The organism is Pseudomonas sp. UMAB-40 (assembly GCF_900095275.1).
GTDB classification, from domain to species: Bacteria; Pseudomonadota; Gammaproteobacteria; order Pseudomonadales; family Pseudomonadaceae; genus Aquipseudomonas; species Aquipseudomonas mandelii_B.
In genome coordinates this window covers 842-24,141 of sequence record NZ_LT607566.1, presented here as the reverse complement: position 1 = coordinate 24,141, position 23,300 = coordinate 842, and the positions used below count along the sequence as shown (strand labels likewise).

Below are 23,300 nucleotides of genomic sequence, written 5' to 3'. Positions count from 1 at the left end.
GACGGGGTGTTGCTATGTTGATAGACATCATACAACTAGGTTTTTTTGTCCTGCAAGCGCTTGCGTCCAGATAAATGGCGCTTCACCGGCTATTTTTTATTTTGTTTGTGGTTTTGTAGGGGCTAGGTGGAAGTCATTTACGACCATTTGTTGAGTGTTGTCATACAAGTTGAGTTGTTTTGTTGGGGATTCCAGCCGAGCGCAGTGCTACGATTCCGTTAGCCCTGCTTCCGGATGATCGCCATGCAAGAAGACCTCGACGCGCCCGCGCGCAAGCGCACCCACAACCTGGCCCATGACCTGGTGGCCAAGCTGAGCCAAAGCATCTTGCTCGGGCAGATGTTGCCGGGAGACAAGCTGCCGTCGGAGAACACGATTGTTCAGGAGCACGGGGTCAGCCGCACTGTGGTGCGTGAGGCGATCTCGAAGTTGCAGGCCTCAGGCCTGGTGGAAACCCGTCACGGCATCGGCACCTTTGTGTTGGAGCGCGCGCCGGAGCAGGGGCTTCGATTGAATGTCGATACCGCGCTGGGGGTGCGCAGCATTCTGGAGTTGCGCATGGGCCTGGAAACCCAGGCCGCCGCGCTGGCAGCGAGCCGTCGCACCGATCAGCAATTGCTGCAGATGCGCGAAGCACTCGACGACTATCAAAGCCTGCTCGCCAACAACGACAGCTGCGTCGAGGCCGACAAGCGCTTTCACCTGTTGATCGCCGAAGCCACCGGCAACGTGTGCTTCACCGAAATCATGCAGCACCTGGGCAGCGCCATGATTCCCCGGACCCGGGTCAATGCCGCCGAGCGTGGCGCGGCGGATTTGAGCAAGTTGGGGCAACTGGCCAACCTCGAGCACGAGGCGATTCTCAACGCGATCAAACGGCAGGACCCGGACGCCGCACGCGCCGCCATGTGGCTGCACCTGACCAACAGTCGCGACCGGTTTTCGGCCGGCGCCTGACAACCGTTTGTCCAGTCGATAGCACGCCATTCCTGCGCCCGCTTCCAACGAGTACGGCCCAGATTTGCTGGACCTCATCAGTGAGGTGCGTCATGGCTAACGACTCAATGTTCCAAGGTGGAACACCCGATACCGCCCCGACCAGACCGATGCCCGGCACCGACGAGCCGACGTTGGATCACGATTCTCAACCCGGCAGGGACCCTTCGCTGGACCCGGCTGCCGCAGACGCCGATCGACCTGAAGACTGGAAGGATCCGGCCGCTGACGAGGACGTACCGCCAGCGGATGAGCCAACCCCTTTATCCGATGACAGGCGATAAACAGAACCCGGCCACTGTGCCGGGTTTTTCTTTATTCTTCGACCTTGACCAGCCTGACTCGACTCTCTGTGCCCCCTAACATGGACGAGGACAGAAAGAAGTAAGCGTAGTCTTCAAGGTAGAAAATCTTGCTGTCACGTTTGAGTTTCTGGCCAAGGTCAAACTGACAGCGCAGTTCTTTGGCGGGACCTTTCAACTCGCTGTTGACCTGGGCTGCGTCGAGCACACGCTGCACGATGCACTGCACACTTTCCCGTTTCATTGTTTCGCCATCGAGGGTGCTTCGTTCCCGTTTGCTGGCGCGCATTTCCAGTGACGCACCCACCGGCATGCGTTGCCAGTCGCCGGTGAAACTCAATTGCTGAGTGTCGGTGACGGTGGATAACGGTGGTCTGTTTCGCGTGCTCTCTGTCAGCGAATAGTGTTCTGCCAGTGGCAACAAGCCTCTGAAACTGACGATGTACCGGCCGGCGGGAGCCTTTTCCCGGCGCTCGCGCAATTGTCCGCTCTGAGCGTCGGTGTCGAACACCAGCGCATTTTCCGTGCTTGAGATTGAAAAATATAAGAGCGTGTTATTGATCTTCGACACCGTGCGCTTGAGTGTCCGGGTGGGCGGTGCGAGCTTTAAATCGGTGATAGCTTTCAGTACTGAAGTGGACAGAGGTTCTATCTGGTAGCTCAGCGCAAGTTTGGCGCGGGCGACATACGCAGGCAGTGTCGAGCGCTGCGAGGGTGCGGCGCACGCAGCGTTCAGCAAGGTCTGGGTGTCCGCGCTGCCCTGTACGAAGGCCTGCGACGGGTTGTTCAGTACCCCGCCCATGGACACCCGATCATTCGGGCCGAGCTGGAATGAGCTCAATACTTGATAGGTTTTGCGTGCGCAATCGACTTCGTAGCGCTCGCGAGTCTGTCCGAACAGTTGCAGGTTGGGCTTGTCGGTGAGCAGCACGGGTTCGTCGAACCCGCCCCAGAACCGCCTGACGTTGCCCTCGGTTTTCAGGCTGTTGACGTCGATCATCACCCAGCGAGCGGCTTCAGTGCGATGGACAATGCGCCAGTCCGACGCTGCGGTGCGCGTACAGGCTTCGCTGAAGTGCGGCTTGCTGGCCAGCTCGGCTGCCAGTTCCTTGGGAATCAGAACCGTCAACGGTGTGTGCTGGTGGCTGCCATCCGTCGTCGCGATCGGGAAGTCGTCGAGGAACAGCAGTTTGACATCGGGCACCTTGCAGTCCGCTTGCAGCTGTACAACGCTCGGTAAACCATGGCGAGTGTAAGCCGGGGTGTGGACCTGATAGCTGAGCGCATCGCCGTTACGCATCACTGAGTTTTCCAGTGGCGTTTTCTTGAACACTTCTTGCACTGTCAGAACCGGCTGCCGGTAGGGAGGTGGGGCGGGAGTCGCGGGTGGCGGGCTGGCGCAACCGGACAACATCCCTAGCACACAGGCAGCAGCGAAACGGTTCATAAGCATTTCCAGGCGATGGCGTCACGTTCTTGTGAACAGAGGACGTCGGCATCGCAAGGCGATTCTTTAATTCTGCATGGCGTGCAGTCATGGCCGGGCAGGCTGCGCCGCGATGACCGCAGGGCGCCGCTCCAGATTCAACGCCAGCACGCTGATCAGCACCACCACGGCACCGATCCCGATCATCAACGTTGGCTGCTCGCCCAAGGCAAACGCCGCAATGGCCATGGCGGTGGGCGGAATCAGATACAGCGTCATGGTCGCCCGACTCAAATCGATGTGGGCCAGCACAAACGCCCAGGCCAGGTAGGCGAGGGCGCTGGGAAACACGCCCAAGACAACCACGGCCATTTGCACCTGCATCGGCGCGCTGGCGACCTTGCCGGCCAACCCCGGTAGATAAATCAGCAACAGCGCCGTGCCCGACCAGACCGTGTAGCAGACCAGCGTCAAGCCGTCGTAGCGAGCGCAATGATGCTTTTGCAATGCGAAGTAGAAACTCCACGACACCGCCGCCAGCAAGATCAGCAATCCGTGCGCATCCATGCTGCCCAGCCCTCGATCACCGGCCACCACAATCACCACGCCCATCAATCCCAACAAGACACATCCCCAGCGCCAGGCGCTGACCTGGTCCTTGAACACGAAACGCGCCAGCAGGGTGCTGAATAACGGCGTCGATTGTGCCAGCACACTGGAAGCGCCAGCGCTGACATTTTGCTGGCCGATGTTCAAAGCGACGTGGTGCAGGCTCACGGCAAAAAAACCAAGGACGAACAGCAACGGCAGATCGCCAAGCTTCGGCAGACTGATGCCCTTGAATGCGGCGACGACCGCCATGAACACCGATGCGATCAGAAAGCGCAGCAGCGCCAGGTGGCCGGGGTCGTAGGCCTGCAAGCCGATGTGGATGCCGGTCGGTGAGAAGCCCCAGCAGGCGACGACAAACGCCATGGCCAGGAGAATTTTGACGGTGTGCGTTGAGGGCTTCATGGTCGATTACCGGTGGGTTGATGCACCGAGTATCGGAAGCCTGACCATTCGCCACAACTGACTTATACTGCGGCAACTGTTCACTTTGGATGATGTATGGAGCTGGCGCAGATTCGCATGTTCAAGACCGTTGCCGAGGTCGGCAGCATCGCCCGGGCGGCGGAGCTGTTGCATTGCGTGCCTTCGAATATCACCGCACGCATCAAGTCGCTGGAAGCCGAGTTGGGGGTGGCGCTGTTTCTACGCGAGGGCCGAGGCTTGCGTATCAGCCCGGCGGGCCAGACGTTTCTGTCTTACGCCTCGAAAATTCTGGCGCTGACCGTTGAAGCCAAACGGGCGGTGGACCCTTCGGCCGAACCATCCGGCCCGCTGCGTATCGGTGCCATCGAGTCCTCGGCCACCGGTCGTCTGCCGCGCCTGCTGGCCAAGTTTCACAAGCGATATCCCGGCGTCGCGCTGGAGCTGACCACCGGCACCTGGAGCCAGCTGCTCGATGACACGCTCAATCATCGGCTCGACGGCGCCATCGTCGCGGTGGATGTCGAGCGCTCGCAGCTAAAGCGCACGCCGATGTACCGTGAAGAACTGCTGCTTATAGCCTCGACATCCCTGGGGCCGGTACGCGATATCGCGGATTTGCAGGACAAGACCGTGTTCATGTGGCCCCAAGGCTGTCCTTACCGGGCGGCGCTGGAGCATTGGTTGTTACGACAGGGACAGGCGCTGCCGATTGTCAGCCTGGCCAGTTATGGCGCGATAGTCGGGTGTGTCAGCGCCGGGGCCGGTGTCGCGCTGGTGCCCAAAGGGGTGTTTGACCAGTACGCCAAAGGGGCGGGGTGCGCGGGGTTTGAGTTCCCTGAGCTGACGGCCATCGACAACCTGTTTTACTGGCATGAAAACGCCGGGGTTCACCCGGCGCGGGAAGCGTTTGTGGCGATGTTGCGTGAGGAGTTTTTGCCCGGTTAGGCCGCAGTTATTGCGCTAGACGCCGCTTGTTGCAGGAAATTTCTCGATCCGTAGCAGGAAAAGCCCTACATAAAACGCCAGCATTCGGGCGCCCAATTAGCGGATTCTTTTTTATCAGGATTCGGTAATGGCGACCTTTGTTCTTCGGCTACCTGAAGGTTTACGTCTCAAGTTAAAACGCGCTGCCAAGGCAAACAGGCGAAGCTTGAATGGCGAAATTGTCGCTCGAATGGAGCGCGCATTAGCAGACGTATCCATGAGTGAACTTGATGATGAAATTAGATTCTTGTTGATTCGTGAAGTACTTGCCTTGGAAAGCTCGACTGAAACGACTCAACGCTGGGCTGACTTCGACTGAGCACTCAACTTCGTTTTAACCAGATGAAGTGTTCTACGGTTGGAGTCGAGTCATGTCCATGCGTGGAAAAATATCGGTGCCTTAGTTCGTTCCGTTCTATCGAATTGGCTAAAGTGGATCCAAAAACCGACCGTCGTTGTTTCTGCCATACGCTGGAAAATCATATGCCTTCTAAATACACTCAAGCTCTGCTGGGAAATTTCCTACAAGCTAGGAGGATGAATCCTTCGTCTGAGCCTGTAGTGCGTTGCGACAATTCTGCCTTCAGTTTTGGTAGAGCAACTAGTGAAGATGGACTCACTTAGCGTCCTTGTTTTAGAAGATAAAACGATTCAGCGTGGTGTATTGGTCAACGCGCTAAAACACCTGGGGGTCATCGATATCTTGCAGGCGGATAGTACCGAACGGGCTATGACGAAGATCAATCGACCCGGGGGCGTGGATATAGTGCTTTGCGACCTGCGTAATACGGCCCTCAACTGCCTGGGCTTTTTGCACACGGTCGGTCAGAACGGCATGGTTCGCGCTGTCGCGCTGAGCAACGAAGTACGACCAGAAATGCGTCGTGCCGTTGGACAGATGACCTGTTTTTCGAAATTGCAATTGCTCGGGGAGCTGAGCCAACCCATGCAGCCCGGTTCATTGCAAGGCGTGCTCCATCGCTACAGGCACCGACGGCACGCGTCGGCCACCGAGCCGTCACCGCTGCACAAGCTGCCCAGTGAAGATGAGGTCCGTCAGGGCCTGGCGTCTGGGGATTTCAAAGCCTGGTTCCAACCCAAGTTCGAGTTGAGCAGTGGTGTGGTGGTGGGAGTTGAGGCGCTGGCGCGCTGGGAACATCCGGTCAGGGGGCTGCTGCTGCCCAAGGATTTCCTGGCTGCCGTGCTGGCCTATGACCTCATCGATGAAATGTTCAAGCAAATGCTAGAGCAAGGGATGAGCGTGTTACTTGCACTGCGCGAGCGTGGCCTTGGTCTGCAATTCGGATTCAATCTTCACGCCTCGCAACTGACCCGTAATGACCTGACCGACCATATTCTGGGTCGCTTGAAGTGCCACGATTTTCCGGGAGCGACCTTGTTGTTCGAAGTGGCTGAAAATGGTTTGCTCGGCGCCCCTCGGATTGCCCAGGACAACCTGTTGCGCCTGCGCGCAATGGGATGCGGGCTTTCCATCGATGGCTTCGGCCTGGGTTTCTCTTCGCTGAAGCTGCTCTGCCAGTCACCCTTCAATCAATTGAAGCTCGCCGGCCAACTCGTCCAGGACATTACCGAGTCGGGCACCCGGTCAATGATCTCCAGTGCCTTGGCACTTTCCCGTTCGCTGAACATGAGCCTGGTGATCGAGGGGGTCAGCAGCCAGGTCATTCGTGATGGAGTGATGGAACTCGGCTGCTTGTTGGGCCAGGGTTTTCATTTGGCCCCTCCAATGGACGCCGGAAGGCTTATGCAATGGCTGCAGATTCGGGAATTGCGAAAACAATAATAACGATCCCGGTGTCGGAACGTAATTCGATACGACTGGCGAATGATGTAGAGGTGAGCTTCATTGTCCGGCTTTATATTTCGTTATTTTTTGATGCATGAGCTTCCCGTCATCGGTGTTGTCCGGTGCGTATTACTGAGAGGTTCAAATGCATAAGGCGTTGGTTGTGGACGACCATCCATTCATTCGGGCAACGGTAAAAATTCTGCTTCAGAGGGAGGCGTTCGGGCTGATCGTCGAGGCAGATAATGGTGCGGATGCGGTGCAACTGGCTCGCCAGCATGCCCCGGAGCTGATCGTGCTGGATATCGCAATGCCGAAACTGGATGGGTTGGAAGTCATTAGTCGGATTGGTGCGCTGAAACTGCCGTGCAAGATACTGGTGTTGACCTCTCAATCGGCGGCCTTTTATGCCATGCGCTGCATGAAGGCGGGGGCGGCTGGTTATATTTCGAAAACCGATGAATTAGGTGAGCTGAGTAAAGCAATCAAGGCGCTGATGGCTGGGTATACGTTCTTCCCCAATCTTTCAGGTAATTCCGTAAGACGAAATGATATCGATGCCACTGAGCTGGATATGATTCGTTGCCTGTCCGATCGTGAACTTATGATTCTGCAGCAACTTGCGCGGGGCCTGAGTAACAAGGAAATAGGCGATGCAATGTTATTAAGCAACAAGACGGTCAGTACCTATAAAACCCGATTGATCGAAAAGCTTAATGTCAAGTCGGTGGTCTATCTGGCCGACTTTGCCAAGCGGAATAACTTGATCTGAATGAGAATGCCTCTGCGTAACTATCTGCTTGCGGTTTTTGTGCTCGGCCAGTTGGGCAGTATTTCGCCAGCACATGCCGGTGCGCAAACCCTGAAACTTTCCGGACGTTCCAGTGATGAGGGCTTCATCCTCGATTCGCATAAATCGGACTCGAACTGGCTGCGCAGCAAGAGTCCACTGCAACCGGACGTTTCGGCGCTGGGGCTCAGTGTGGCCGAACAACGCTGGCTGGCAAAACACCCTCGAGTGAAAGTGGCCGTCAACGACAGCCTCGTTCCCGTGTCCTTCTTCGACCAGCGGGGTGTGTACCGGGGGATCAGCGCCGATGTTCTATCAAAAATCAGTCAGCGTACCGGATTGAAATTCGATGTGGTGCGCGGTCATTCGATGGGCGAGTTGATCAGGCAGATCAAGCAGGGCGATGCCGATCTGATCGCGGCGTTCAACGCCAGCGGTGAAAAGGACGCAGAGTTGCGGGTCACCCGAGCTTACTTGACCGACCCGAATGTGCTTATCAATCGGGACGAGACGGGAAGCCCGCAAGCGCGGGAGGCCATGGCCAGTACCTTCGGTTTACTGGCCGTCCAGGTGGGTTTCGCCACCGACCGCAAGGCAGTGGAGCTGCATTCGATTCTGGATAAAGCCCTGCAAAGCATTCCCCCGCAAACAGTGGACGCGTTGACCGGGCGTTGGCACGACGACGTGATCGCGGTTAACGGCATCTGGCTGCACAGTCGGTCGGTAGTCGTCCCAGGTTTCATTTTCTTCGGGCTGTTGTTACTGGCAGCCGTGGGCTGGATCATTTACCTGCGTCAGTTGATTGTTACCCGCGAAAAGGCCGAGTTGGCGCTCAACGACCAGATGGAATTCATGCGCGCCATGATCGATGGCACCCCGCACCCGATCTACGTCCGTGACCGCGAAGGGCGGCTGGTGAGTTGCAACTCGGTCTACCTTGATGTGGTGGGATCCAGTCTCGAGAAGGTGATCGGCAAAAAAATAACCGACAGCCCGCAGCTGTTTTATGCCGACACCGCGGCCATTCACGAAGAGTACCTGAGGGTGATGGATGAGGGTTCCCGGGCGATTCAGGATCGGGTCCTGAGAAGGCGAACCGGTGCCGTCCATACGGTTTACCACTGGATTCTGCCTTATCGTTCAAGCGATGGCGTGGTCAAGGGTATGATTGGTGGCTGGATCGATATCAGCGAACGTCAGCGTCTGTTCGATGAATTGCAGAATGCGAAGAAAGGTGCCGATGACGCCAATCGGGCGAAAACCACTTTCCTGGCGACCATGAGCCATGAAATCCGCACCCCGATGAATGCCGTGATCGGCATGCTTGAGTTGGCGATGAAGAAGGCTGACAAAGGCATCATGGACCGGTTCGCCATCGAGGTTGCATCAGGTGCCGCACGAGGATTGCTGGACCTGATCGGCGACATACTCGATATCGCCCGAATTGAGTCCGGACGGCTTTTCCTGTCGCCGGAACGGGCTGGTTTGCGCGAGTTGGTGGAATCGGTAACGCGTATGTTCGAAGGGGTGGCACGGCAAAAAGGCTTGCGCCTGCTGCTGGATTTCGATCCGCAGGCCAGTCGCGACGTGCTGATCGATCCGCTGCGTTTCAAACAGATTCTGTCCAATCTGTTGAGCAATGCGATCAAGTTTACCGACGAAGGCAGCGTGCGCTTGAGCGTGCAAGCCGCGCCAGGTAACTGTGACGAGCGGCTGCTGATTCATGTGCAGGTCCAGGATTCCGGGATCGGTATTTGCGCGCAGGATCAAGAGCAGTTGTTCAGTCCTTTCACTCAGGCCCGCAATAATCACCAGTCGGCGCGCGGTGGTTCGGGGCTTGGGCTGTCCATCAGCCGTACCCTGTGTGAAATGATGAAGGGGCAGTTGCACCTGAGCAGCGCGCCGGGTGAAGGAACGCAGATTGATATCTCGCTCGATCTGCTCGTCCTGCAACCCTTGCCCGCTGCCGCGGTGTTGGTGACCGAACTGGAGGCCCAGCAGTGGGCGCTGAACATTCTGGTGATCGACGATTACCCGGCCAACCGGCTGTTGCTGTCCCAGCAATTGACCTATCTCGGTCATGGAGTCAGTGACGCCGAAGACGGTGCTCATGGCCTGCGTGCCTGGCGCAACGGTTCCTTCGATGTGGTGATTACCGATTGCAACATGCCGGTCATGAACGGCTATGAATTGACGCGGGCGATTCGCGATCTGGAAAAATCGTCTGGCGCCAAGCCTTGCCTGATCCTGGGGTTCACCGCCAACGCCCAGCCGGAGGAAAAGGAGCGGTGCCTGGCAGAAGGGATGGACGATTGCCTGTTCAAACCCATCAGCCTTGCGGACTTGAGTGCTCGACTGGCCTCGGTACAACCCTGCACCGAGCCATTACCCCGTGGCGGGAACGTTTTCGAGACAGGCAGCACTATCGATCTGAGCAGCTTGCAGCAACTGACCTGTGGCGATCCCTGCGCCATCGACCATTTGCTGAGTGATCTGGCCGTCAGTAACGAAGAGGACATGTTGCGTCTGATCAGGCTGTTTGGCGAGCATGACTTGCCGGGGCTGTCCGATCTGGCACATCGGGTCAAGGGTGGGGCGCGAATCATCAAGGCATACGGCTTGATCATGTGTTGCGAGCAGCTGGAAGCAGTCTGCATGGGGGGCGAATGGGCATCGTTGACGGAAGCGGTGGATGCATTGCAGCAAGCGATGGAGCAATTGGCACAAACCCTCGAGTTGCACATGAGTGCTGACGTACAACAGCTGTCAGTTGTGGCGGGATGATTGTCGGAAAAATCCTACGCTCAAGCAGAAATTTCCTAAAGATCCGCATCGGCCAAGTCCCGACAATGCGTTCACATCTTCGATTGTGAGCCCCTGCCAATGCCCATGCGTCCGTTACGTATCCTCGTTCTTGGTGCCCCCCACTTTCAGCGATTGATCTCGGGCAAAATGCGTTCGCAGCCAGATTGCCAGGAGATATTCGAAGTGGCTGACTGGGTGCACGCCCTCGCGATTATCGAGCAGGTGGGGCCGATGGATATCACGCTGTGCGACTTGCGCTTCGAGGGGGTGAATAACCTGGAGTTACTGCAAAGCGTCGGCCGATCGGGCCTGATGGGGGCGATCATTATCTGCAGTCCACTGCCAGCAGAAGTGCTTCGGGCAGTGAGACAGATTGTTTCGCCGTTGGGGATGGTCCTGCTGGGTGATTTCAATGAATATTCGCCGTTGCGCCCATTGCAGGCATTGCTTGAAAAACAGAAGAACAACTCTTTCGAGGTACCCGTCTCGCCACCTGTTGCTGCGTTGGTCCATGAGGAAGACGTGCGCCAGGCATTTGCCCAGCGGCAATTGCAGACTTGGTTCCAACCCAAGTTCGATCTGCTGACGGGGGAGGTTTGCAGCATCGAAGCGTTGGCGCGCTGGCATCATCCCTTCAAAGGCGTCATGCCACCCTCTGTGTTCATACCGGCCATCGAGCAGTGTGGTTTGCTCGATGAACTGCTTTTCATGCAACTGGAACAAGGCCTGAACCTCCAGCGGCAGGCATCTGAGCAAGGGTTCTCGCTCACGGTGGCGTTCAATCTACAGGTCTCGCAACTTGCCAATCCCCATCTCATACCCAGGATCCGTATGGTTCTGGATGTCCATGATTTGCCCGGTTCAGGGCTGATGTTCGAGTTGACTGAAACGGGGCTGCTCGAAGTGCCGTCCGCCAGCCTGGAAAGACTGACGCTTCTTCGATTGATGGGCTGCGGTCTGTCGATCGATGATTTCGGCGCGGGGTTTTCGTCGCTGCAACGGCTGTGTCAGTTGCCTTTCAACGAAATCAAACTCGACGCCGGATTCGTTCGTGGCGTGATGCACGAGCCGCGCTGCCGCGCCGTAATCAGCAGCACCCTGGCGCTGGGCGATGCGTTGGGTATGGCCGTGGTAGCCGAAGGGATCGAAACCGAAGAACAACGTCAATTGCTGCTCGAACTTGGGTGTACACATGGGCAAGGCTATTGGTGCGCACGGCCAATGCCGGGAGCGGATTTATTGCACTGGCTAAACCTTCAGCAGACGGCCAGCAACAGGTTCTCGGTGACTAGCTGATCGATGTTTTGCTTGAATGTGCTGCGACGCATGCCGTAATTGCATAACCCGCAATCCCCCATTTTAAAACGACGATCGCCCGGCCTGGCCGACTTCGCTTTGGCTGCCGTATCTCTGAATGATGCACGCCACATTAGCGGGGGATTTGTACCATACTCTTTAAATGCATGACCCTTTGAGTCGCCGTCATTTTCCGGTTCGTCTTGCAGAGAGGCTCATATGCATAAAGCGTTGGTTGTGGACGATCATCCGTTCATTCGGGCGGCGGTAAAAGTGTTGCTTGAACGTGAGCAATTCGAAGTCATCGTCGAGGCTGGCAATGGCGTCGATGCGGTGCAACTGGCGCGTCAACATGCTCCCGAATTGATTCTGCTGGATATCGCCATGCCTGGCCTTGACGGACTGGAAGTCATCAGCCGGATTCGCGCATTGAAGCTATCGAGCAAGATCCTGATATTGACCGCCCAGTCAGCGTCCTTTTATGCCATGCGCTGCATGAAGGCCGGCGCTGCCGGTTATATCTCGAAAACCGATGATTTGAGCGAATTGAGCAAAGCGATCAAGGCGCTCATGGCCGGTTATACCTACTTTCCCAACCTGGCAGGCAATTCGGTACGTCAATGTGATGTCGAATGCACCGAGATGGAGATGATTCGCGAACTGTCCGATCGTGAACTGATTATTTTGCAGCAACTTGCCCGAGGCCTGAGCAACAAGGAAATCGGCGATGCCATGTTGTTAAGCAACAAGACCGTCAGTACCTATAAAACCCGCCTGATCGAAAAACTCAACGTTAAATCGGTGGTGTATCTGGCCGACTTTGCCAAGCGCAATAATCTGGTCTAAATGAAAACTCTTCTGCTCAACTATCTGCTTGCCGTGCTTTTATTCGGTCAGTTGGGAAGTGTTTCGACAGCACAGGCCGAGGCGCAATCCCTGAACCTTTTCGGCCGCTCGAATGGCGAGAACTACGTCGTCGTTCTGGACGAGGCGGATTGGCGTTGGTTACGTAACAAGAACTCACTGCGCCTGGGCGTGTCCGCGCCTGAGTATGCACCCTTCGATATCATCACCAATGGCCAGGATTATGAGGGGATCACGGCTGATTACGCCGCGCTGCTGGCCACAATGTTGCACACCAGGATCGAGGTTCTTCGTTACGACGCTCGCGCCGAGGTGATCCAGGCACTCAAGCTCGGTGAGCTGGACCTGGTGGGTACTGCCAACAGCTTCGATGCGGCCGATCCAGCGTTGGCGCTGTCCAGTGCCTATGCGCAGGCCCCATCGGCGCTGGTGACCCGCAGCGGCGCCCAAGTATTGAAGCCAGACCTGGCTGACAGCCGCCTCGCCATGCTTGACCACTTTCAGCCGACGGACGCCGTCAGTGCGGCCTATCCCAAGGCGCAGCTGCAGCTTTACTCCTCGGCCCAGAACGCAATCGGTGCGGTGGCGTTCGGTCGGGCTGATGCCTATGTGGGCGATCTCATCAGCTCCCGGTATCTGATTAACAAACACTTCCTCAATGACGTCCGTCTGACGACGTTGCCGGGCGTGTATGCAACGTATTTTTCCTTTGCCCTACAGCCGAGCGATCGTCGTTTGCTGCATATCGTTAATGCCGCCCTGGCGGTGATCCCCATAACGGATCGCATGACGATTCTGCGCCGCTGGAGTGCGGGTGACATGAGCATTTCCGACCTGAATCCACTTCATATCAGTGCGGCCGAACAACGATGGCTGGAAAAACATCCTCGCCTGACAGTAGCCGTCAACGATAGCCTCGCTCCCATATCGTTTTTCGATGAGCAAGGGGAGTTCCGGGGCATCAGTGCCGAGGTCCTGGCGAAGGTCAGCCAGCGTACCGGTTTGAAATTCAATGTGCTGCGCAGCAGTTCGACGGACAACATGATCAAGCTGATCGAAAAAGGAAAAGTCGATCTGATCGCGGCGTTCATTCCCAGTACTGAAGGAGCAAACGAGCTGCGTTTCACGCGCCCTTATTTAACCAACCCGTTTGTGCTGGTCACTCGGGACGAATCAGGCAGCCCCGAAAGACTGGAGGACATGGCTGGAAAAAAACTGGCACTGCGGCGCGGCAATGCACTGCATGAGTTCATCAGCCAGAAGTTTCCGGGCGTTCAGTTGATTGAGACGGCGGCTTCAGCCGATGCCATGGCGTTGGTGGCCAAGGGGGAGGCGGACGGTGCCATCAATTCGCTGATCAACGGGCGTTACTTGATCTTGCGTGAATACCGCGACCGCCTGCGTCTGGCCAGTATCGTCGGCCTGTCATCGGCGCAAATCAGCTTCGCCACCGATCGCGGGGCGCTGGAGCTGTATTCGATCCTGGAAAAAGCCCTGCAAAGCATTCCCCCGGAAGAACTGGATGAATTGACGGGGCGATGGCACCACGACGTGGTGATCGATAATCGCAACTGGCTGCGCGATCGCACGGTGGTCATCCAGGGTTTTGTCCTGTTCGCGCTGTTGTTGATGGTGGCCGTGGGCTGGATCATTTACTTGCGCCAATTGGTGTCCAAGCGTGAAAAGGCCGAGTTGGCGCTCGACGATCAGATGGAGTTCATGCGCGTCCTGATCGACGGCACGCCCCACCCGATTTATGTCCGTGATCGTCAGGGGCGGCTGGTCAGTTGTAACTCTGCTTACCTTGAAGTGCTGGGCGTCTCACGCGAGACGGTGATGGGCAAGCAGATAACCGACAGCGAACTGCTCAGTCGTGCCGATGCTCAGATCTATCATGACGAATACATGAAGGTGATGGAGGACGGTACACGATGGATACAGGATCGCGCCATCACCCGCAAAGACGGCTCGATACACACGGTGTATCACTGGATGTTGCCGTATCGCACCAGTGACGGCGTGGTCACCGGCATTATTGCCGGCTGGATCGATATCAGCGAACGCCAGCTTCTGTTCGATCAATTGCAGAATGCCAAGAAAATTGCCGATGACGCCAACCGGGCAAAAACCACCTTCCTGGCGACCATGAGCCATGAAATCCGCACGCCGTTGAATGCGGTGATCGGCATGCTCGAACTGGCGATGATGAAGGCTGATCAAGGCATCATGGACCGGTTCGCCATCGAAGTCGCCTCTGGCGCGGCACGGGGGCTGCTGGACTTGATCGGCGACATTCTCGATATCGCCCGTATTGAATCCGGCCGCCTGTCCCTGGCCCCGGAACGGTCCAACCTGCGTGAGCTGGTCGAATCGGTGGTCCGGATGTTCGAAGGGGCGGCACGGCAAAAAGGCCTGCGGCTGTCGCTGGATTTCGACCTCAAGGCGTGTTGCGATGTCCTGGTCGATCCGCTGCGCTTCAAACAGATTCTTTCCAACCTGCTGAGCAATGCAATCAAGTTCACCGACGAAGGCGAGGTGGGTTTGAGCGTGAGGGCTGCGCCCAACGTGTGCGGCGAGCGGTTGGCGATTCATGTGCAAGTCAAGGATACCGGCATTGGTATTTCCGCCAAGGATCAGGAGCAGCTGTTCAGTCTTTTCGGTCAGGCCAGCAATCATCACCAGTCGGCACGGGGAAGTTCGGGGCTGGGCCTGGTCATCTGCCGTACCCTGTGTGAAATGATGCAGGGGCACTTGCACCTGACCACCGTGCTGGGCAAAGGCACGCAGATTGATATCCGCCTCGACTTGCTGATCCTGCAACCCTTGTCCGCCGCCGAATTGCCGGCGGCCGAACTGGTGTCTCAGGCGGGGGTGCTCAACATCCTGGTGATCGACGATTATCCGGCCAACCGTTTGCTGCTCTCCCAGCAATTGAGCTACCTGGGGCACGCCGTCAGCGACGCCGAAGACGGTGCTCATGGCCTGCGTGCCTGGCGCAACGGCAACTTCGATGTGGTCATTACCGACTGCAACATGCCTGTCATGAACGGTTATGAGCTGACGCGAGCCATTCGTGATGAGGAAAAGGCTTCGGGCGCCAGGCCTTGTTTGATCCTGGGGTTTACCGCCAATGCCCAGCCGGATGAAAAAGACCGCTGCCTGGCAGAGGGGATGGACGACTGCCTCTTCAAGCCGATCAGCCTCGGCGATCTGAGTGCCCGACTCGCCTCGGTCCCGCCCGGCATCGAGTCACGGCCGGCTGGCGGCAGGGTGTACGAGATTGAAGGCGACATCGACCTCAGTAGCCTGCAGCAATTGACGCATGGCGACCACAGCGCCATCGACCGTTTGCTGGGTGATCTGGCCGCCAGCAACGAAGAGGACATGTTGCGGCTGATCAAACTGTTCAGCGCCCATGACCTGTCGGGACTTTCCAGTCTGGCCCATCGGGTCAAGGGTGGCGCACGAATCGTCAAGGCATGCAGCTTGATTCAGTGCTGCGAACAATTGGAGGACGCCTGTCTGGGGGCGGACTCGGCCTTGTTGACCGAGGCGGTGGATGCGTTGCTGCAAGCGATGGAGCGGTTGGCGCAAACCCTGGAGCAGCGTCTGGTCGATCCGGCCCTGTAGTTCCCGGCGGTCGCGCTGCCAAGGAACGCGCGCCTGTCCTTGGGAAATTTCCTACATTCATAAAGGAAATTTCCAGAGATACTCAGTGCAAGTCCGGACCCTCGGCATCGTTCATCCGGGCAACGGTCAGTCCCTGAAAACCACAAAACCAACGTGAATTCGGTCTTGCCGACTTCGCCAAGCGAATAGTCTGATCTGAATGAAAATTCTCCTGCGTAACTATCTGCTTGCGGTGCTTTTGCTCGCCACATTGGGAGGTATTTCGACAGTACAGGCCGAGGTGCAGCCCCTGAACCTCTTTGGCCGTTCGAATGGCGAGCGTTATGCCGTCCCTCTGGATGACGCCGACTGGCGTTGGTTGCGCGACAAGGGCTCACTGAGGCTGGGCGTTTCGGCACCGGAATATCCACCTTTCGATATCGTCACCAATGGCCAGGATTACGAGGGGATTACGGCTGATTACGCCGCGCTGCTGGCCGCCATGTTGCACATCAAGATCGAGGTTCGTCGGTATGACTCTCGGGCCGAGGTGATCCAGGCCCTCAAACTCGGTGAGCTGGATCTGGTGGGCACTGCCAATGGTTGCGATGCGCAAGATCCAGCGTTGGCGCTGACCAGCGCCTATGCGGACACCCCGTCGGTGCTGGTCACCCGCAGAGGCGTCGACCCGGTGCTCACGCCAGACCTCGCCGACAGTCGCCTGGCCATACTTGACCACTATCAGCCATCAGACAGCGTCAGTGCCGCTTATCCCAAGGCTGAGCTGCAGCTTTACCCTTCGGCTCAGGGCGCAATTGGTGCGGTGGCGTTTGGTCAGGCGGACGCCTTCTTGGGTGATCTCATCAGTTCTCACTATCTGGTCAGCAAACACTTCCTCAATGAGGTGCGCCTGGCAACGCTGCCGGGCGTGTACACCACGCATTTCTCCTTCGCCGTCAACCAGAGCAGTGGTCGACTGCTGCCCATTGTCAATGCCGCGTTGGCGGTGATCCCCACAACGGATCGCATGACGATTCTGCGCCGTTGGAGCGCGGGTGACATGAGCATGACCGGCCTGCATCCACTTCAGCTCAGTGCGGCCGAACAACGCTGGCTGAAAAAACATCCGCGTCTGACCGTGGCCGTCAACGATAGCCTCGCCCCAGTGTCTTTCTTCGATGAGCAGGGTGAGTTCCGGGGGATCAGTGCCGAAGTCCTGGCCAAGATCAGCCAGCGCACCGGTTTGAAATTCGACGTGCTGCGCGGCGATTCGATGAACCCGTTGATCGAGAAAATCAGAAGCGGTGAGGCCGATCTGATCGCGTCGTTCATTCCCGGTGCCGAACGCGAAAGCCAGCTGCGGTTTACCCGACCCTATTTGACCAACCCGTTTGTGCTGATCACTCGGGACGAATCGGGCAGTGCGAAAACACTGGAGGGCATGATCGGCAAAAAACTGGCCATCAGGCGCGGCAACGCGCTACTTGATTTCATCGGCCAGAAATTCCCGGGCATACAACTGATCAAGACAACGACGGCGGCCGAAGCCATGGCGTTGGTGGCCAAAGGGGAGGCGGACGGTGCCATCAATTCGCTGATCAACGGGCGTTACTTGATTTTGCGTGAGTACCGCGATCGTCTGCGCATGGCCGGCATCGTCGGTTCGCAGTTGGTCCAGACGGGCTTCGCCACCGATCGTGGGGCGCTGGAGCTGTATTCGATCCTGGACAAGGCCCTGCAAAGCATTCCCCCGGAAGAACTGGATGAACTGACGGGCCGGTGGCACCACGACGTGGTGATCGATAATGGCAGCTGGTTGCACAATCGCACAGCGGTCATTCAGGGGTTTGTCCTGTTCGCGCTGTTGTTGATGGTGGCCGTCGGCTGGATCATTTACTTGCGCCAGTTGATGTGCAAACGCGAAAAAGCCGAGTTGGCGCTCAATGATCAGATGGAGTTCATGCGCGTCCTGATCGACGGCACGCCTCACCCGATTTATGTCCGTGATCGTGAGGGGCGCCTGGTGAGTTGTAACTCTGCTTACCTGGACGTGCTGGGCGTTCCGCGCGAGACGGTGATGGGCCAGCCGATCAGCGACAGCGTACTGGCCGATCATTCCGATGGTCAGACCTTTCAGGCCGAGTACCTGAGGGTGATGGAGGAGGGTACGCGATGGATACAGGATCGTACCTACACCTACAAAGATGGCGTGGTACACACGGTGTATCACTGGATGTTGCCGTATCACACCAGTGACGGCGTGGTCGCGGGAATCATCGCCGGCTGGATCGATATCAGCGACCGTCAGCGATTGTTCGATGAATTGCAGAACGCCAAGAAAAGTGCCGATGACGCCAATCGGGCGAAAACCACCTTCCTGGCCACCATGAGTCATGAAATCCGCACGCCGATGAATGCCGTGATCGGCATGCTCGAACTGGCGATGATGAAGGCTGACCAAGGTGTCATGGACCGGTTCGCCATCGAAGTCGCCTCTGGCGCGGCCCGGGGGTTGCTGGACCTGATCGGTGACATTCTCGATATCGCCCGCATTGAATCCGGTCGCCTGTCCCTGGCTCCGGAGCGGGCCAACCTGCGCGAGTTGGTCGAGTCGGTGGTGCGGATGTTCGAAGGGGTGGCACGGCAGAAAGGTCTGCGGCTGTTGCTGGATTTCGACCTCAAGGCCAGTTGCGATGTCCTGATCGATCCGCTGCGCTTCAAACAGATTCTTTCCAACCTGCTGAGCAACGCGATCAAGTTCACCGATGAAGGCGAGGTGCGTTTGAGCGTGCAGGCCGTGCCCGGCGCGGGCGGCGAGCGCCTGGCGCTGCATGTGCAAGTCAAGGACACCGGCATCGGCATTTCCGCCAAGGATCAGGAGCAGTTGTTCAGTCCTTTCGGTCAGGCCAGCAATCATCACCAGTCGGCGCGGGGCGGTTCGGGGCTGGGCCTGGTCATCAGTCGGACCCTGTGTGAAATGATGCAGGGGCAGTTGCACCTGACCAGTGTGCCGGGCAAGGGCACGCAGGTTGATATCTGCCTTGACCTGGTTGTCTTGAAACCCATGCCCGCTGCCGAGTTGCCGGCGTCCGAACTGGCGTCCCAGGCCGGGGTGCTCAACATCCTGGTAATCGACGATTACCCGGCCAACCGTTTGCTGCTCTCCCAGCAACTGTCCTTCCTCGGTCACGACGTCAGCGATGCCGAGGACGGTGCCCACGGCCTGCGCGCCTGGCGCAACGGCCACTTCGATGTGGTCATCACCGACTGCAACATGCCGGTCATGAACGGTTATGAGTTGACCCGGGCGATTCGTGATGACGAACGGTCTTCGGGTGCCGAGCCTTGCCTGATCCTGGGGTTCACCGCCAATGCCCAGCCGGACGAAAAGGACCGCTGCCTGGCAGAAGGGATGAACGATTGCCTGTTCAAGCCGATCAGTCTCGGGGACCTGAGTGCCCGGCTCGCCTCGGTTCAACCTGGCGCCGAGTCAGTGGCGGTGGGCGGGAAGGTTTACGAGATTGAAGACGACATCGACCTGGCCAGCCTGCAGCAACTGACCCGTGGCGATGGCGCCGCGATCCAGAACTTGCTGGGCGATCTGGGCACCAGTAACGAAGAGGACATGTTGCGGCTGATCAAATTATTCGGCGAGCATGACTTGCCGGGACTTTCCGATCTGGCCCATCGGGTCAAGGGTGGCGCCCGGATCATCAAGGCGAGCCGTTTGATCCAGTGCTGCGAGCAGTTGGAAGCCGCCTGTATGGGGGCGGACTCCACGGTGTTGACAGAGGCGGTGGATGCGTTGCAGCAAGCGATGGAGCGGTTGGCGCAAACGCTGGAGCAGCGCATTGGTGATCCGGCAATGTAGGTCCACGCCCGGCATTGGCTATTCGACGTTGAAAACGATCCCGTCTTCTCTGGCGATCACTCGCGCTTTATCGATTTTCATCCTCATGGTTCTGGCAGCCTCCTTGAGCGTGCGCCCGGCTTCAGCATGCTCGCGCAGTGCTCGTGCGAGTTTTGTGCGGGCGACTTGTTGCGTCTTGTGATGGCCAGCGGCATGCCGTACTGAATGAACCCCGCTGTGGCCGGGGGGAATGTCCTGGATGGTTTTCCCGGCTGCAAAAAACTGCTCTTTATACTTTTCAAGGTCGGCAGCAATGATTTCGCGCGGGTGAAGTTTGATCTCGTCACTCACTGCATACTCCAATGGGTTTTCGTGTGAGGTTTTTTGTGGGAGAAGTGCTGGGTTATTCATGGTTTAAACGTTTCTATAAAAGTTAATGCTTGCGTCAGTCATGCGCGGGGTTACTCCGAAAGTTTGCACCCCTGTCGCTTGTTAAGTTGCTGCAACAATCTTTCCATTTGTCGTGTCAGGTTCTGGAGAGTTGCGGCGCCTCTGTCACGATCTTCGTCTCGCCACGATTCGCTGTGCGCGGTTAATAATTTAAGGTTTTCTTCGTGTCGCCTGAGTAAGATGCGCAGTTGTTTTCGCTCTTTCATCACGTCGGACTCTGTCTTGGGGAAGTGGGCCGATACCCGAATTTAACTTGCGTTAAACATTAGTGATGGAAGCTGTGACCTGTCTGTAGGAAATTTCGCAAGGAGCAAACAATCCACCAGCGCTCTGTCGGAATACTCCAAATCATCACCTTGGGAAATTTCCTACACTCAGAAGGAAGTTTCCTAGAGATACCCACAGGTCTGGCGCGGACAATTGGCTCATCCCTTTAAGAGTGAGCCGCTCCCATGCCCATGCTCCCGTTACGCGTTCCGGTATTTGGCGACAACGCCTTCCATCGCTCGATGGCGGCCAGCATGCTGGGCTCACCTTTAGACGCGCTGGTCGTGCCGCCAGTGGCGGTGCTGGCCACGGAAGAAGAGGTGCGCCGCGCATTCAGCGACCAGCAGTTGCAGACTTACTTTCAGCCCAAATTCAACCTGCTGACCGGTGACGTGTGCAGTGTCGAAGCCCTGGCCCGTTGGCACCATCCGTTCAAAGGGGTATTGCCGCCGTCGGTGTTCCTGCCGGTGATCGAGCAGTGCGGGTGGATGGATGACTTGCTGTTCTTTCAGCTGGATCAAGGGTTGCGGCTCCAGCGCCAGGCACTTAATCAGGGATTCTCGCTGAACGTCGCGTTCAATCTGCAGGCTGCGCAACTGGCCAATGCCGAGCTCGCGGGGCGGATCAAGACGATGCTCTGCGTTCATGAATTGCCCGGTTCAGGGCTGACATTCGAGCTGACCGAAACGGGGCTGATCGAAGCGCCGTCGACCAGCCTGGAAAACCTGGTGCGCCTGCGGATGATGGGGTGTGATCTGTCGATCGATGATTTCGGCGCCGGGTTTTCATCGCTGCAGCGCTTGTGTCAGTTACCGTTCAACGAAATCAAACTCGACGCTGAATTCGTTCGCGGGCTCAAGCAAGAGCCGCGTTGCCGCGCCGTTATCAGCAGCACGCTGGCGCTGGGCCAGGCGTTGGGCATGACGGTGGTGATCGAAGGGATCGAAACTGAAGAAGAACGTCAGGTATTGCTGCAACTTGGGTGCACTCAAGGGCAGGGCTATTTGTGTGCGCGACCAATGATGGCGGCGGATTTATTGAATTGGCTGGAGCTTCAGTCAATGGCTGCCCTTAGTTGATCCGTAAGTTATTGAACCATCTTGTAAAGTTTTCGCCTTGTCAGCTTTTGTGAGGTTTCTTGATATCGATTTAGCAGGAAATTTCCTACAGGCAGCAGGAAATTTCCTAACTTAATTCGCTGGGTAAGTCGAGACAATAGAATCTCGTAGTTCCTGGGTGGGCCCTGTTTGTTACATAAGGCGAAGTGCTGATTCTTGTCGTTTTCAGGGTTGGGCGTCGTTTTAAAAACGGGGTTTTATATATCAAGGATTGAATTAAAAGCGGACGTCATCACGCCATGGATGACGCAGTTTCGGAGGTTGGCTCGACGCCAATACATTGATGAATAAAATATTTTCTGTTGTCTGGAACACGTCAATGTGTTGCTGGGTAGTTGCTTCGGAACTTGCCAGCAAGAAGACCAAGAGTGGGCCTGCGGGGCTGCGTAAACGGGTGTTTAACCCGCTTCTTGAATTGAAGGGGAAATCGCGTGCGCTGAGTGTGCTGGCGGTGGCTTTGAGTCTGACTGTTGGATGGTCTGAGCCAGGGTACGCATGGCTATATTTTCCTAATAATACTACTAACACCACATGTAAGGACCCCGAAAGTGGTGTCGTCGTGGGTCGGACAAGCTTCACCGGGACACCTGTAGATCCAACTAGCGCCTCCGGCTTTTCTTCAAACGTTGCCGGTTGCAATTCAACCGGTGGGGGGAACCTTGGAGCCACTGTTTGGGGCAGCTTATCCGACGTGAGCGGGGTCGGTGGTGCGGCATTTGGCTATTCTGCCAGTGCCGGGAAGTGGGCCACTGCGATAGGGTTGGACACCACTGCTGCGGGTATTGCAAGCACCGCTTTGGGTTACGGAAGCAATGCTACTGGTCTCAATGGCGTGGCCATCGGTGGTTCGGCCTCTAATGCGGCCGGCACTACTTCGCTTGCACTGGCCGACTCCACCACAGCGTCCGGCGCGGGCGCTGTGGCCATCGGCAGTAACACAACCCGTGGGGCGTGGGCCAAAGCCGACGATTCTATCGCTCTGGGTGGCCAATCAACAGTGGAGTTGGGGGCCACTTCCGGTGTTGCAATCGGACGCTCCGCTACCGTGACCTCGACCGGGATCAACAGCGTGGCGCTTGGCTCGAACTCATCGGCTACTGGCGCGACATTAGGTACGGCTGCCTACGGGATCGGCGGGACCGCCACGGCGGGCGGCGAAGTGAACATCGCCAACGGCGCCAATGGCCGTCGCATTACCGGTCTTGCCGCCGGTGCCAGTGCGACGGATGCCGTCAATGTAAGCCAACTGAATAAAGTCGGGCAGGACACGGCGACCGCCCTGGGCGGCGGCGCGGTGCTGAATGCGACCACCGGGGTATGGACTGCGCCGAGCTATTCCACCAACAGCATTGGCGTTACTGGCGCCAACACCGGTCCGCTGGTTAGCGGCAACGTCGGCGCAGCACTGGCCAATCTGAGTACCAGCGTGACCAACACCGCCAATATCGCGGTGAAATATGACGCGATCGGCGGCAACGCCATCACCCTCGGGGCGACCGGCGGAGCAGGCGCACCGGCCGGTGGGGTGAAAATCACCAACCTGACTGCCGGAGCTTTGAACGGCACCAGCACTGATGCAGTTAACGGCAGCCAACTGTTTACCACCAATACTGCCGTCAATAATGGGGTGACCCAGACCACAACGTTGGGTAACACCTCGGCCAGCACCCTGGGCGGCGGCGCCACTTACTCGTCGGCGAC

Annotated in this window: 14 protein-coding genes and 2 pseudogenes; 13 read left to right on the top strand and 3 right to left on the bottom strand. The window is 57.4% G+C overall.

Annotation, left to right across the window (positions count from 1 at the left end; all coding sequences use genetic code 11):
• Positions 1-243 precede the first annotated feature (243 nt).
• On the top strand, positions 244-957 hold the full coding sequence (locus K0F88_RS21520) for a FadR/GntR family transcriptional regulator (RefSeq protein ID WP_094468161.1): 714 nt from the start codon (positions 244-246) through the stop codon (positions 955-957).
• Positions 958-1,311: 354 nt separating this feature from the next.
• Here K0F88_RS21520 and K0F88_RS21515 read toward each other — a convergent pair whose 3' ends face one another.
• Both K0F88_RS21515 and K0F88_RS21510 read right to left on the bottom strand, forming a co-directional pair.
• Complete coding sequence (locus K0F88_RS21515; protein WP_141213431.1) at positions 1,312-2,745, bottom strand: hypothetical protein; 1,434 nt, start codon at positions 2,743-2,745, stop codon at positions 1,312-1,314.
• 87 nt (positions 2,746-2,832) lie between these two features.
• Positions 2,833-3,738: a DMT family transporter gene (locus tag K0F88_RS21510; protein WP_219096474.1), complete on the bottom strand. Its 906-nt coding sequence runs from the start codon at positions 3,736-3,738 to the stop codon at positions 2,833-2,835.
• Positions 3,739-3,834: 96 nt separating this feature from the next.
• On the opposite strand from K0F88_RS21510, the gene K0F88_RS21505 reads away from it, so the two are divergent.
• The 9 genes from K0F88_RS21505 (at position 3,835) to K0F88_RS21465 (ending at position 19,785) form a co-directional block, all read left to right on the top strand.
• Complete coding sequence (locus K0F88_RS21505) at positions 3,835-4,704, top strand: LysR substrate-binding domain-containing protein (RefSeq protein WP_094468157.1); 870 nt, start codon at positions 3,835-3,837, stop codon at positions 4,702-4,704.
• Between the two features lie 127 nt (positions 4,705-4,831).
• Positions 4,832-5,062, top strand: a complete 231-nt coding sequence (locus K0F88_RS21500) for an Arc family DNA-binding protein (RefSeq protein ID WP_219096473.1) — start codon at positions 4,832-4,834, stop codon at positions 5,060-5,062.
• Between the two features lie 291 nt (positions 5,063-5,353).
• Complete coding sequence (locus K0F88_RS21495; protein WP_219096529.1) at positions 5,354-6,547, top strand: EAL domain-containing protein; 1,194 nt, start codon at positions 5,354-5,356, stop codon at positions 6,545-6,547.
• 148 nt (positions 6,548-6,695) lie between these two features.
• On the top strand, positions 6,696-7,322 hold the full coding sequence (locus tag K0F88_RS21490) for a response regulator transcription factor (RefSeq protein ID WP_219096472.1): 627 nt from the start codon (positions 6,696-6,698) through the stop codon (positions 7,320-7,322).
• Positions 7,323-7,328: 6 nt separating this feature from the next.
• Positions 7,329-10,124, top strand: coding sequence for an ATP-binding protein (locus tag K0F88_RS21485; protein ID WP_257605316.1), 2,796 nt, complete (start codon positions 7,329-7,331; stop codon positions 10,122-10,124).
• A gap of 204 nt (positions 10,125-10,328) precedes the next feature.
• Positions 10,329-11,441 (top strand): EAL domain-containing protein, encoded by a 1,113-nt coding sequence (locus K0F88_RS21480; protein WP_257605315.1) that lies wholly within the window; start codon positions 10,329-10,331, stop codon positions 11,439-11,441.
• 219 nt (positions 11,442-11,660) lie between these two features.
• Entirely contained in the window at positions 11,661-12,287 is a 627-nt protein-coding gene (locus tag K0F88_RS21475; RefSeq protein WP_219096469.1) for a response regulator transcription factor, read from the top strand.
• On the top strand, positions 12,288-15,935 hold the full coding sequence (locus K0F88_RS21470) for a transporter substrate-binding domain-containing protein (RefSeq protein ID WP_219096468.1): 3,648 nt from the start codon (positions 12,288-12,290) through the stop codon (positions 15,933-15,935).
• Between the two features lie 199 nt (positions 15,936-16,134).
• Positions 16,135-19,785 (top strand): transporter substrate-binding domain-containing protein, encoded by a 3,651-nt coding sequence (locus K0F88_RS21465; protein WP_219096467.1) that lies wholly within the window; start codon positions 16,135-16,137, stop codon positions 19,783-19,785.
• Between the two features lie 18 nt (positions 19,786-19,803).
• Here the strand turns inward: K0F88_RS21465 and K0F88_RS21460 are convergent, their stop codons facing one another.
• Entirely contained in the window at positions 19,804-20,115 is a 312-nt protein-coding gene (locus K0F88_RS21460; RefSeq protein ID WP_219096466.1) for a hypothetical protein, read from the bottom strand.
• Between the two features lie 551 nt (positions 20,116-20,666).
• On the opposite strand from K0F88_RS21460, the gene K0F88_RS21455 reads away from it, so the two are divergent.
• The 3 genes and pseudogenes from K0F88_RS21455 to K0F88_RS21450 form a co-directional block, all read left to right on the top strand.
• Positions 20,667-21,560, top strand: coding sequence for an EAL domain-containing protein (locus K0F88_RS21455; RefSeq protein WP_219096465.1), 894 nt, complete (start codon positions 20,667-20,669; stop codon positions 21,558-21,560).
• A gap of 322 nt (positions 21,561-21,882) precedes the next feature.
• Positions 21,883-21,969: pseudogene (locus K0F88_RS33020) on the top strand (ESPR domain-containing protein); the annotation flags it as partial.
• Between the two features lie 390 nt (positions 21,970-22,359).
• Positions 22,360-23,300 (top strand): annotated as a pseudogene (locus K0F88_RS21450) (hypothetical protein); the annotation flags it as partial.

Excerpts from the sequence above, each read along its gene's own strand:
- K0F88_RS21500 (WP_219096473.1), top strand. The coding sequence starts at position 4,832 with ATGGCGACCTTTGTTCTTCGGCTACCTGAAGGTTTACGTCTCAAGTTA.
- K0F88_RS21490 (WP_219096472.1), top strand. The coding sequence starts at position 6,696 with ATGCATAAGGCGTTGGTTGTGGACGACCATCCATTCATTCGGGCAACG.
- K0F88_RS21475 (WP_219096469.1), top strand. The coding sequence starts at position 11,661 with ATGCATAAAGCGTTGGTTGTGGACGATCATCCGTTCATTCGGGCGGCG.
- K0F88_RS21515 (WP_141213431.1), bottom strand. The coding sequence starts at position 2,745 with ATGAACCGTTTCGCTGCTGCCTGTGTGCTAGGGATGTTGTCCGGTTGC.
- K0F88_RS21470 (WP_219096468.1), top strand. The coding sequence starts at position 12,288 with ATGAAAACTCTTCTGCTCAACTATCTGCTTGCCGTGCTTTTATTCGGT.
- K0F88_RS21505 (WP_094468157.1), top strand. The coding sequence starts at position 3,835 with ATGGAGCTGGCGCAGATTCGCATGTTCAAGACCGTTGCCGAGGTCGGC.
- K0F88_RS21455 (WP_219096465.1), top strand. The coding sequence starts at position 20,667 with ATGCCCATGCTCCCGTTACGCGTTCCGGTATTTGGCGACAACGCCTTC.
- K0F88_RS21485 (WP_257605316.1), top strand. The coding sequence starts at position 7,329 with ATGCCTCTGCGTAACTATCTGCTTGCGGTTTTTGTGCTCGGCCAGTTG.
- K0F88_RS21465 (WP_219096467.1), top strand. The coding sequence starts at position 16,135 with ATGAAAATTCTCCTGCGTAACTATCTGCTTGCGGTGCTTTTGCTCGCC.
- K0F88_RS21520 (WP_094468161.1), top strand. The coding sequence starts at position 244 with ATGCAAGAAGACCTCGACGCGCCCGCGCGCAAGCGCACCCACAACCTG.
- K0F88_RS21495 (WP_219096529.1), top strand. The coding sequence starts at position 5,354 with ATGGACTCACTTAGCGTCCTTGTTTTAGAAGATAAAACGATTCAGCGT.
- K0F88_RS21510 (WP_219096474.1), bottom strand. The coding sequence starts at position 3,738 with ATGAAGCCCTCAACGCACACCGTCAAAATTCTCCTGGCCATGGCGTTT.